Genomic DNA, 12,208 nt, shown 5'->3' with positions numbered 1-12,208 from the left:
GGGTAGTTCTTGAAAAAAGTTATTTTGAAATTCTTGGTATATTTTTTAATTTTCTTTGGAGGAAACGTAATAATTAATATGCTGTTTACCTCTAATTTTGATCTTTTAACAGCATTTTCAACCGCTTTTGGAGTTTCTTTTGGAATTGCTATCTTTGGGTATTGTACACATAAAAGAGGCAAGGAAGCATAAGATGCTGTGTTTTTGACCTACTACATAAAAGATTTTATGAGAAACGTAAATATCATAGTATTAAATTATAAAAATGTTGAGGTTTGAGATGGGGAATTTGTTGAATTACATTTATTTTTTTATGGCCATTTTAATTGGCTTGTACTTTTTTATCACCAATAAGCACTCTAGAAAGCCACTATTCATGTTGTTACTATCGATGCTTTTATTTTATAGCAGCGCGTATTCTTTTTACTATAAGACTTATCCAATTAACTTACTCAGTACATTATCCATACTTGTGTTTTGGTGGATCATTCTTTTATTACTAAGAGAGATTTATTCTAGAGAAGAAAATATTTTCTAGAGTCTTTGTTTAATCTATGTAGCGCTATACCACTTTTTGCATTATTTTTTTGATTCATTGGCTCAAAAGAACTTTTGGTATGGGTCTATTTTTTATGTTTATACAAATGTAGGATTACTTCTGCTTGGCTTGTACTACTTCGTGAGAATCTATAAAAATAGAGCCGTACATTAAAATAAATAAAGCTCCTTGTAGGTGAATTTTTAAAATTCTTGTTACGTTAAATTTTTTATAACAGATTGCTTTGCAGAAGATCAATTATTTTTCATTATTTAATAAATAGTATTAAATCTCATGGACGCCTTGTATATTTTTATATTATTTACCGCAATTTAAAAGAAAAAGGTGAGGCTGATATAATGGCTAAAATAATTTCATCCTTATGTATTTTGCTGGGGGCTTATGCTCTTATTGTATTCATCGACGTTTTTCAGGGAAACTATATGTTTCAATCGTTTTATAACCTAAAACAATATTTTGTAATTGCACGTGGAGAAGATTATTTTTTGATTGTTTTATTTGCTTTAATATTCCTTACTGTTAGCATTTTTCCTGTTTTAAAAAAACAATAGCCTCCCTTGTCATGAAAGGGTAGGCTTTATTTTTTGCTTAATATATGCTGTAATCAGCAATAGGATAGGAATTGCTATATGAAAAGGGAGGTGTAATAAATAAGGAACAACTTTGAGCCCTTCATTTATATGAGCTTGGTAGCTAGGAGCAATCATCAGTGAGGAGAAAAAAATAACACCACCAATTAGATAAATGTTTGTAACAGAAGGTTTCATACGAAACAAATCAGTTGCCCCAATCACGGCACAAAAGAAATAGATGGATATTTTAACAAAACCTAAAATGACCATGAGAATAAGAATAAAGGTATCCAGCCTTTGAATAAAACTGGCTATGTTAATGTAACTCACAGCTGTAAGAGCTGGGAAAGAAGATCTTAAAACAGTCTCTGGTCCGAGTACACATAAAAGAATAATTGAATTAATGGTTAAGACAATCCCTCCTATTATAATGGCGGATAGTCCAATTGTTGCAGCCTGACTTTTTTTATTCAAATAAGGAAGAAGCATAGTAAAGGTAATCAATTCTCCGAAAGGGACAGTAATGCCAAGAGGGACTAACTCTTTCCCTATGTTTCCCCATCCATTTGCTAATACGGGTTGAAGGTTTTCCACTTTGATATAACCTCCTACTACATACAAAACATTTAATATAAAAAGAGTCAGTAAAATAACAACAAAACATAAGCATGTAACTCGTGCGAATGCTTCTATTCCCAAGTGAATACTATAAATTAACACAAAGGTCATGCATATGCCGAGCGTAATAATCGATGTAACATAGTAAGAAGAGCTAATTAGTAATTCTTCAAAATCACGTAGTACTCTAGAAGCAATATAAACAAAATATATAATATAACAAAAGCTGATAGCACTGCCTACGTATTTACCCCAGATTTTAATAAGATAGCCGGTTAAAGGCATATTAGGGTATCTCTTATATAAGGAGATATAGACTAAATACAGTGCACATCCAAAAATAGTAGCCAAAAAGGGAACGATCCATGCATCTTGCTTAGCAGCCTTTCCTATATCTAAAAGCAACGTACTGCCTAATATAAAGATAAACATCATACAAAATAATTGAAACCCATCGATTTTTATTTTAGTCAATGCTTTTTCAGCTCCTCATCTAATTTACCTCATAAGGATTTGTACGCATTCCGGTATTTACGATAGTGACGTTCACATTCATCGATACCTTCGCACTTGAAAATAGACTCTCCCAATTCTGTTTATGCTGACGCCAATAACTAGGGTTGGTTCGAGATAAGCTATCACCAAAGCCAAATATATCTGCCTTTTCTTTTTGTGCGATGCTAATAGTTTTTGTAATTTCCTTTTGTAGTTCATTTTGGACTTCTTTTTCCAACTCTTTTAATACCTTAGGGTTGCTTAAATCTTTTTGGCATGATGTTTCCGTAATTTCTCCCATCACATTCAGATCTGTATGAATAAAAGGTTGTCCACGGCGGATTTTTGTTTTTATTTCACTTTTTATTCCAGTCGCTGTAACTGTGATATTCTCATTTATATTACAAGGGAAAACAAGAGCTGTGCTCTTCACTTCAGACGTAACAAGTTGAACAGATCGAGCTTCATCCCCATCCAGCCATCGAACTAATTTTCCTTTTCTAAACATAGCTAATCCTTTTACCTGCATAGCACTTGGGCTGGTATTCTCTAAATTGCCTGCTTCTTCTGACTGCTGAGAGGGTTTGTTAATATTGATTCCAGGAAGAGATAGATCTTTTCCCTCACTCAAAAGCATAGAAATAACTTCATATGCTTGTACATTACTAACTATTCCATACATTTTTTGATTGTTCTGGGTTGTACTTAGGATACTTTTGACTGGAGTAACCTCAAAAGGTTCAATCACACCAAGCAATTTCTCAGCAGTTCCATCACGCGCAATAAAAACTGGAATACTTGTACGAGCTTGTTTGCCTCGATCCAAGGCATCAAATAATAAGCTAAGACCATTTCTTGCTAACTTTTCACCTACGACGATAAGCGAAAGATGAGAAGTAATATGTTCTCTTGGAATGACGACAGAGGCTTTTTTTAATGCTTCCACTAACGATTTGGCAGTTACTGTGTAGTTAATGACAGGAAGACCCTGTCCTCCCGACGAACTGCCTTGTGACAAACCACTTGGGTTAATAATCTGATAGGTTACTTTATAGGGTTCTTCCGAATTTTTATTCTCATCAATTCCCAGTCCTATAATGACTCCTATTTGGTTCAATTCTCGATAATTCGAACACCCTGAAACACATAAACAAAGGGCAGTGATCCATAAAAGTGAAAGGTAACTTTTCATTTTTCATCCTCATTCATCTTTATGTGGCTTCTATTTATTTTGTTGTTTTCTTAAAAGAGATGGTAAAGAGAATCGAGCTAAAGTATCCTTTTGCTCTTTAAAATCAAAGGGGGCAAAAGGTGAAAAGTAGGGGACACCGAAAGATCTTAGACTACTTATATGAAGCCATATACATAAGGTCATAAGCAAAATTCCATATAAGCCAATAAATGCTGAAATTAGAATCAAGATAAATCGAAAACCCCGGGCCGCATTGACAATGCTAGTAGATGGCAGTGTAAAATTGCTGATGGCAGAAATAGCAACAATGATCACAACAGCCGCTGATACAAAACCTGCTTCTACAGCTGCTTGTCCTAAAATCAGTGCTCCTACAATGGAGACTGCTGGTCCGATTGCTCTAGGCATTCGGATTCCTGCCTCTCGCAACATCTCAAAAGCTAGTTCCATCACTAATATTTCTACAATTGCTGGAAAAGGAACTCGTTCTCTTTGAGCCATTAAGCTGACCATTAATGTGTTTGGAATAAGTCCCTGATGATGCGTAATCAATGCTAAATAGATAGCAGACGCATACATAGAAAGAAAAAAAGAACCAAATCTCAAGATCCTTAAAAAGGAAGCAATATAATAATTTTGATAATAATCTTCGGGAGACTGAAAAAATTGAGAAAAAATAGCGGGTGCAATTAAAACAAAAGGTGTTCCTTGTACAATAATAGCAATTCGTCCCTCTAATAAATTTCCTACAACGGCATCAGGTCGTTCTGTATTTAATAGAAGTGGAAAAATAGTGGTCCTATCATCCCGGATAAATTCTTCAATATAGTTCGACTCAAGGATCCCATCTACCTCAACCCCTTTTAAACGTTCTTTGATTTCTTCTACAATACGTTCATCTGCATTCCCTTGAATATACATGATCCCTATATCTGTTTGGGTTACGCTTCCAATTTTCATGCTGTCTAAGCGTAAATTAGAATCCTGAATTCTAGCTCTTATCAAAGATGTATTAGTCCTTAAATTCTCTGTAAAACTATCTTTAGGTCCTCTAACAACAGTTTGGCTGGTTGGTTCTGTTACTGCGCGGGACTGAAGTTTTTTTGTATTGCCAATGAAAATTCTAGAACTTCCATTCAGTAGTATGACTGTATCACCAGTTAAAACGGCTGACATAAATTCATGCCAATTCTCTTTTATAGTCAATTGAGATACAGTTAACATCTGGGGTATTTGTGCTTCTATCTCTTTGGCGGTTACTACTTGATTACTTTCCTTAAGCCACTGAATAAGAGGAGTCATGATATTCTCATTTATAATGTTTTCATCTGCTAATCCATCAAGGTGAATAACGGCTGCTTTTAACGTGTTTTGATACGGAGACTCAACCATTCGAACCAATACATCGGAGCTATTTCCTAATTCGCTCAATAGTCTCTCTATATTTTTATTTACATCATCATATAAGGGAGTTGCTGAACAATCTGTTGTCTTTTCTTTATTAGAGCTTTTCAGAAGATATCTTTGTCGCACGTTTTACCACCTTTTATATGAGTGAATATTTGTTATACAACGAGTAACGTTATCATTCCTATAAAATGTAAAAAATATGCACGTGAGGAAAATACATAAAATAAAATGATAGTAAATGTATCTAATTTTGTTTTCTTTTTTGTCGCATTAGTTGAATGTCAAAATAAAGCCGAGGATTCTTTAGAGTTTTTAGAAGAAGATCAAAGCGGGTTAGCTAGTATTACCTTATATCCAGTGACAGGTCAGAAGATATTGTTTTAAGAATTAAGTAATTGGAGAGAAAAGCACATCGTATTTCTCTGTATATCTGATGTTTTTATTGCCGATATCGTACATTATGATAACTAAAAATGAAGGGAATATTCAAATTAGCTGATTCCAAAATTCCCAATGCAAAAGAATAAAAAGCCCGCTCTTAAATTTAATTGCTTAGAGATTGGGCTTTTGTATAGGAATATTTTCAACATTATAAGTGAATTTCTACTTGCAATGCTTTTCTTTTTTATGCCTTAATGGTCTGTTTTTTCACAGGAATGTAGATGTCGATCTCTTTGTTTTCTGAACCATAGCATCTCTTATCATACAGTTCAAACTCCATTGATCCGTAGTGCTCATAACCTGATTCTGGAAACCACTCTGTGAAAACATAATTCCATGTGGACTGAATGGAAGAAGTAAAGGATTCTTCATTTGATTTTGGCGTAGTAAATACCGCATATTCTAGCTCAGGGAAGCTTCTATAAACTGTTCCTTCAGGCGCTGGAGTGTCTTTCTCTACCTCCATGCCAATTACATAAACAAACGCACCCGTTTCAGGATTAAAATCAGTGCAAATACCAAGCTCCGTGTTTTCGTTTATGGGATTGGGAATTTTAGATCCCAATCTATTTTGCATGTACTGTTGCCAAAATTCAGGAATGTCTTTATTATTCTGGCCACCCTCGTTCTTCGTTTTTAGCTCATATCCAATGACATAAAAAGCAGGTTTAGTGACTAGTTTTGGTTCCATTTTATTTCCTCCTGACAAAAGTGTGGTAGTTAGGTAGGCTTTTCCCCGTAGCGGTCCAGATATTTTTCTTGCGTTACGGTATTGTTTCGGTGAAACACCATAAAATTTTTTGAACGCTCTGTTAAAGGACTCTTGATAGTGGAAACCAACATCAAGGGCGATATCAATCACTTTTTCATCTGTGAAAAATAAGCGTTCTGCTGCGCGCGTAAGTCTTCGTTTCCTCACATAATCCATCACTGATTCTCCAACCATGGCTTGGAAGACACGGTGATAATGAAAAGGAGAAAAACAAGCAATTTCTGCTAACTTTTCTAAAGTAATTTGTGTCTCCAAATTCTCCTCAATGTAATCTAGCGTTCTCTGTATACAAGTTACATAATTCATTTACATTCACCTACCTTACGTTCACTATAACAGCAAACAAATCTTTGTTCTTAACATTTTTTGCTATATTCATTTAGATGAGGATATTTTTGTAATATACGCCTCTAGATGTATAGTCCTAAGAGAATTTTAATGTTAAAATTTTCTATGTAAATTAATGGCACTAATACATTGTTAAAGGGAGCGTTTGAATTGAAGAAACTTTGTTTTAGCTTAATAATTATTTTTTTATTAGGCGCTTGTTCTTATCAGGAAAGTACAAAAGAAGCTAGTGAAAAAATTGTATTACCAACTTCCATATTTAGTTCATCGAAAAATAATACTGTAATTGATGAAAAGGAAATGAAAGAAAGTATAAAGACATACTTAGATACTAGCGAAGATTTATCCAATATCAGTGACCAATTTGAAGAAATTATGGATTCTGATCAACAGCTAACTAAAGCTGAAGCGAAAAAACTCGAACAACTAAACGATCTGGTCAGAGAAAATGATCGTAACTTTTCCACCTATATCTCGCACAATACTTTACCAGAAGGATATAAAAAAGAGTCAGAGAGAATTAGCCGCTTTATTACGGGTTCCAATCAAATTTTGGATGAACTGGATCAAGCAATCGATGACATGGTTGAGCGTATGAGCGAAGGAGATTTTTCTGAAACAGAAATTGAGTCAATTATGAATAAAAATGAAGGTGTAAATGGAAGGGAACAGAAAAAAATAGAGAATTTTCTAGATGACAAAAATATTGATACAAAAGCTTTTGGACGAAAGAGTTAAAACAATTTAATAGGTTTGCTTTGGTTAGGGGGAGTTTACTATTGGAATATTTAAGTCTACAAACAAACTTGCATTTTCTATTATATATTTAGTCTTCGGTACAGCTTTGGGGATAGTAGCCAAATATTTAGATACTGTTGCAGGTGTTGATGGAAGTTGGGAGGATGAATATTCTGCCATATTTGGGAGGTTTGTGTTCAAGGACAGGGATTTGGGTACTGATTGCTACTCTTATAGCCGCGTATAGTAAAACCCAAATTAGTGCGGCTCTTAATACATTCGTGTTCTTTATAGGAATGCTAACAGGCTATTATATATATTCAGCTTTTTTATTTGGATTTTTTCCAACCAGTTATTTTTTACTGTGGGGAAGTATCGCACTAGCGTCTCCGTTTCTAGCAGCTATTGTATGGATCGCTAAAAATAATTTACATCTAGCTTGGATATTACCAGCTTTGCCTATGGGGTTATTGTTAAGTCTTTCTTTAGCGGTTGGAATATTTTATATACATGTAAACTATATTGAAGAATTCATTATGTATGCTGTTTTATGCGTAGTCTTTTACAAAATTCCAAAGCAGCTAGCGGCAACAATTGCTGTTTCGTTTATTATTTCGTTTATTATCAAACAAGTAAGTCCCTTTCACTTTTGATTTAGATTAAGATTTTTGTTTTTTAATGAACGTTTACTATGGGAAAAGAAGATTTTGGTAACTAACTATACATACAATTTAAAGTGTTTTTTACATATATATTCTTTAAAATACAGTAATTAGGAAACTTTTAGAGAAGTAATTCGTATAAAAGGTAGGAGGTGATGGATATTAACACTGAAAAACGTCTGGATGAAATTGAAAGAAAATTAGATGATTTACATAATAAGATAAGTAATCAAGAAAATAGAGCAAAGTATAAACCTATCTTTATAGTTGTACTCATTCTATCTGCAATTCTCATATTTTTTGTGCTGATAGGTGTTGTAAGTTTTTTCACAGGTTAATTTTTTTACTAGTCTCTCAGAATTATTTCTGGGAGACCTTTCATTTTTTCAACTAACGGCAATTTGTTTTGTGTAGAATATGCCTGAGGATAAAAGGGGATAAAATTATAATGGAAAGTGAAAAGAAACGTTCCGCATTTAGCGCATCTTTCAAAATCTACGAACAGTTTTTAAAAAAGATCTTACATATGTTCTTTGCTAGATAATATCTTACGGCAAGTTGACTAAGGATATATTTCAATAAAATATAAGTTAGTAAAAATGACATTATGCTGTTTACATGGAGGACGAGGATGAGAAAGTTTTGTATTGCTTTATTTAGTCTTTTCTTTTTTGTTTCATTAGTTGGATGTCAAAGTAAAGCTGGGGATCCTTTAGAGTTTTCAGGTGAAACTCAAAGCTGGTCAGCTACTATTACGTTATATCCCGTTGAAAATAGTAAAGAAACAGCTCAAATTAACTTAAATTATCTAGGTGGTAAGGTAGAAAACGTAGGGGATTTTGGAATTAATTTAGACACTTCAAATAATCAAAATGGAATTGCAGTGAGAGACGCAAGGTTAAATGAAGAAGGGAATTTTAAAGAGAAAGTAAAGGTTGACGCTAGTGAAGGTATAATGAAATCTAAACATTTGATTTTAACTGTTAAATGGAATGACAAATCAGAAGATGTTGTTTTAAAAGGTAAGTAATTCGAGAGAAAAAGCACCCCATACTCATCTATATCAAGTATTCCCCCAGGTCTTCAGAGTAGGGGCACTATACGAACATTTTTAAAAATCTAATAGAGGATTATTAATGCTCACTTTCGTCTATTTCGTCTTATTTTCACGTAAGTAGTTGGTGATGTACCAATGACGTTCCCGCATGAATCTAATGCTTTGACTTGAAAATAGGGACCACCTGCCTCAGCATGAATATCTGTTTCAAATCCAGTACGAGGGGTACTAAATACCACTACTGACAATTTAAAAGGTGTTGGTCCCGCCAGCACCTGCCAAGCGACTGTTTCTGTTGAACCATTCCATGATGCGTAAACTGTAGCTTCACCGTCGGGCAATAAGTCTACAGTTATGCTAGGCGGATAAAGTGGGAGACCTACCCACTTATTTTTAAAGGCTCGATACGAAAGATTCTGATTTGGATACTGCATATCATATAACAAATTAAATGAAGGGTTTCTCCGTGTATTGCCAACTTTCCTAAATTCCGAAAGGTACGGTTCTTGTCCCCACCCAATGAGTTGATTTCCATTGGAAAGCTTTTGCGCATTTCCTTGACTTGGAACATATAAAGCGGGGTCATGATAATATGTTCGATTTACATTTGCAACCTTGTGTTTATAATCTAAGTGAAGAATTAAACCACGCGCTTGCCCTTGAGGTGGAGAATCAGGAGAAGCACAGCAGGCATTGTCAAACAAGCTTATCCTGTTTTCGGACCTGTAGCGCGCATCATGCTGCCAAGAAAATTTAGCGTTCGGTCCAAGCTTAAAATCACTTTGCTTTCCACCAAGTTGCCAAATTACCTTTCCCGTTTCTTTGTCAATATTATAAATAGCCCACATACTACGCATGCTCACTAAAAGTGTATTGTTTGGACCTTCTTCGACTGAATTTACGTGGTAACAATCCCATATATTATTAGAGCTTGTTGCGGATGAAGCAGGTACCATCGAATCAGCTGGATTAATACGTTTAAGTACATCCCAAAAGAAAAGAAGCTCTCCCGTCTCAATGTCTACTTCTTGAATAGAGTAATTACTAAAATACCCGTTTAAGGGTCCTCCATACTTAGATAAATCTGCAGGTACTTGTTTTACCGCCGTAAATAAAGCCGTATTCCGTTTGGTGATTGTAAACTCGTGCAAATCAGAGGTAAACCCTTTTTTAGCAAATAACTTTTTAATGACCTCATAATGCTGATTGATAATTTGAAAATAAGCACCAGGCTCAGGTTCACCTACTGGAAGGTTAGGGTTTGAAGTTTGAGTGCCTGAAATTGTCCCTTGCCACATCGTAAGAACAGGGTTCCCGCAGTATATTTGTACTCGAAAGTCTGTATTTTGGATATACCTACTAGCAAGCGGTCTAAACCACACTGGATTACCCGTCTGATCCATAATTAGTGCGCCAGTCTGTCCAATCATCGCTGCTCCATATACCGTATAAGGTGCAACAAATAATAGGCCGGGAGCTGTTCCAGGCTTATTAGTATTAATGGTAACCTTCATGGGATGTAAATTAGGAGCTGAAACAAAATTCCATACTTGCGGGTTTGGATGATCAGTGGATGATTGTGAATTAAAATTATCCATTCTCACTCTCATCTCCTCTAACTTTTATTAGTAAACACTGTCTCTTGAGCTATTAATATGTCATTCGCTTCAAAATATGTACATACATTTTAGGTTTACTGGTGTCTTTTGTTTATTTGAAACGGTTATATGTAAGGTAGATAAAATAAATATAAAAAACGAGCTCTTAGCAGATAAGAGCTCGTTTTTCTTGTTCATATACGATTATATATTATCAATACAGCAATACTTTAATTGTGTTTAAAGTTGAAAACCATGCAAAAGAAAAGCAAATTTTTGTGTATATATTATTCGTCAAGATTTAAAAAGATGATCAAGCTTTGTCTTTATGTAAGCTGAAATTTTCATCTTTTTCTTGAAAAAATTCTATAAAAGGTAAAAACTAAAGCCTATCGCAATGTAGGTACCAACAAGTAAAACACCTTCGAACCAGTTGGAATCACCATCGTTCACAACGGTCACCGTCATGAGAGCGGCAAGAATCATCGCAATCATTTCCGCTGTATTAAACACAAGAGGCAAGAAATCATACAAGTATGAGAACAGAACAAGTATAGGAGCAACAAACATGGCCGTTTGGACGGTTGAACCAATGGAGATCTCCACCATTACGTCCATTCTGTTATTATAGGCCATGGCAATTGCTGACACGTACTCTGCAGCACTTCCCACTATGGCGACAACAATAATTCCAATAAAAACGTGACTCCAGCCTAAAGCAGCACCTACTGGCTCAATGGTGCCAACAAGTTTCTCACTAATATAAGCTAGTACAATTGTCGCCAGTCCAAGCACAACGATTGCTTTCTTTTTTCCCCATTCTGGTTCCTCTCCATTTTCTTCTGCGTTTCCGGTGAAAATCCCTTTATGCGTGACAAGTTTAAAAAGAAGAGCAAGCAGGTAAATGGTCAGCATCACAATAGCAAAAGAAGTGGATAGAACCTGCATATCTTTATCATCCAAGCGTTTTGCAAAGATAAACGGCAATACAAAAGTTACGATAATAGCAAACATTAAGAGGGAAGTATTATGTCGTGTTTTAAACACACTAAATTTTTGCTTTTTAAATCGAATACCTCCAACGATCATGGATATTCCACTGGCAAAAAGAAGATTAACAAGAACTGCTCCCGTAATGGAGGAAATAACGATTGTATTTAATCCTTTACTTAATGCAAAAAATGAAATAATAATTTCCGCAGCGTTGCCAAACGTAGCGTTCAGTAATCCGCCTGCTGTTGGACCTACTACAACGCTAAGGCTTTCAGTGGAACGTCTAATGTAATTAGCCAAACTAATTAATGTCACGCAATAAATAAAAAACATGAAAATATAATTCCAATTAAACATGCTGCCAATAATTGAAAGAGGTACACCAATAATCATAAAAATAAAAAAGACTTTATTCATATTTTCCTCCATGGTCATTTATAGATCCTATAGCAAGAAGAGAAGCTCTATATTATCTTAGCGTTTTTATTAATATAACTCTTAAGACTTTTGTTATTCACATGGAGAGTGCAACTAGCAATTAACTCGATGCATAGAAAGAGAACATACGTAATAGCTGCTACAAAAGGAGACTAAAGTTAAAAAAAGAAAAGAACCTTACAAGATCAAACGTTATGAACTCCTCAGCATAAGCTTCAAAGTATACTGAATAGTCTTTTCTGAATAACTAATATGTATCTTTTACATGTTCAAAAGATATGAATTTTTCAAACGTCTATAATTGACGTTTTCGTT

12 protein-coding genes are annotated in these 12,208 nt (G+C 34.7%); 6 read left to right on the top strand and 6 right to left on the bottom strand.

Annotation, left to right across the window (positions count from 1 at the left end; genetic code table 11):
* Positions 1-9 precede the first annotated feature (9 nt).
* Both ACWATA_RS15965 and ACWATA_RS15960 read left to right on the top strand, forming a co-directional pair.
* On the top strand, positions 10-192 hold the full coding sequence (locus ACWATA_RS15965; protein ID WP_154991493.1) for a hypothetical protein: 183 nt from the start codon (positions 10-12) through the stop codon (positions 190-192).
* Between the two features lie 705 nt (positions 193-897).
* Positions 898-1,110 carry a YczF family membrane protein gene (locus ACWATA_RS15960; protein WP_473049966.1) on the top strand — a complete coding sequence of 71 codons (213 nt, stop codon included), beginning with the start codon at positions 898-900 and terminating at the stop codon, positions 1,108-1,110.
* A gap of 9 nt (positions 1,111-1,119) precedes the next feature.
* On the opposite strand, the gene ACWATA_RS15955 is transcribed toward ACWATA_RS15960, so the two are convergent.
* The 4 genes from ACWATA_RS15955 to ACWATA_RS15940 form a co-directional block, all read right to left on the bottom strand.
* Positions 1,120-2,223 (bottom strand): GerAB/ArcD/ProY family transporter, encoded by a 1,104-nt coding sequence (locus ACWATA_RS15955; protein ID WP_033578576.1) that lies wholly within the window; start codon positions 2,221-2,223, stop codon positions 1,120-1,122.
* 19 nt (positions 2,224-2,242) lie between these two features.
* Entirely contained in the window at positions 2,243-3,436 is a 1,194-nt protein-coding gene (locus tag ACWATA_RS15950; RefSeq protein ID WP_063246975.1) for a Ger(x)C family spore germination protein, read from the bottom strand.
* A gap of 30 nt (positions 3,437-3,466) precedes the next feature.
* A complete protein-coding gene (locus tag ACWATA_RS15945; RefSeq protein ID WP_473049965.1) occupies positions 3,467-4,969 on the bottom strand; it encodes a spore germination protein in 1,503 nt (500 codons plus the stop codon).
* A 502-nt stretch (positions 4,970-5,471) separates the two neighbouring features.
* Positions 5,472-6,365, bottom strand: coding sequence for an AraC family transcriptional regulator (locus ACWATA_RS15940; protein WP_473049964.1), 894 nt, complete (start codon positions 6,363-6,365; stop codon positions 5,472-5,474).
* A 192-nt stretch (positions 6,366-6,557) separates the two neighbouring features.
* Here ACWATA_RS15940 and ACWATA_RS15935 point away from each other — a divergent pair, with 192 nt between their 5' ends.
* The 4 genes from ACWATA_RS15935 (at position 6,558) to ACWATA_RS15920 (ending at position 8,837) form a co-directional block, all read left to right on the top strand.
* Complete coding sequence (locus ACWATA_RS15935) at positions 6,558-7,145, top strand: NDxxF motif lipoprotein (RefSeq protein ID WP_473049963.1); 588 nt, start codon at positions 6,558-6,560, stop codon at positions 7,143-7,145.
* A 164-nt stretch (positions 7,146-7,309) separates the two neighbouring features.
* Positions 7,310-7,798, top strand: a complete 489-nt coding sequence (locus ACWATA_RS15930; RefSeq protein ID WP_473049962.1) for a hypothetical protein — start codon at positions 7,310-7,312, stop codon at positions 7,796-7,798.
* A 164-nt stretch (positions 7,799-7,962) separates the two neighbouring features.
* Positions 7,963-8,145 carry a hypothetical protein gene (locus ACWATA_RS15925; RefSeq protein WP_325077853.1) on the top strand — a complete coding sequence of 61 codons (183 nt, stop codon included), beginning with the start codon at positions 7,963-7,965 and terminating at the stop codon, positions 8,143-8,145.
* A gap of 293 nt (positions 8,146-8,438) precedes the next feature.
* Positions 8,439-8,837, top strand: coding sequence for a hypothetical protein (locus ACWATA_RS15920; protein ID WP_034327810.1), 399 nt, complete (start codon positions 8,439-8,441; stop codon positions 8,835-8,837).
* A 110-nt stretch (positions 8,838-8,947) separates the two neighbouring features.
* On the opposite strand, the gene ACWATA_RS15915 is transcribed toward ACWATA_RS15920, so the two are convergent.
* Both ACWATA_RS15915 and cax read right to left on the bottom strand, forming a co-directional pair.
* Entirely contained in the window at positions 8,948-10,462 is a 1,515-nt protein-coding gene (locus ACWATA_RS15915) for an arylsulfotransferase family protein (RefSeq protein WP_473049961.1), read from the bottom strand.
* Between the two features lie 366 nt (positions 10,463-10,828).
* On the bottom strand, positions 10,829-11,872 hold the full coding sequence (cax, locus tag ACWATA_RS15910) for a calcium/proton exchanger (RefSeq protein WP_154991489.1): 1,044 nt from the start codon (positions 11,870-11,872) through the stop codon (positions 10,829-10,831).
* Positions 11,873-12,208: the final 336 nt, after the last annotated feature.

Source organism: Priestia sp. USM5, assembly GCF_058323215.1.
This window is presented reverse-complemented; position numbering and strand designations above follow the sequence as displayed.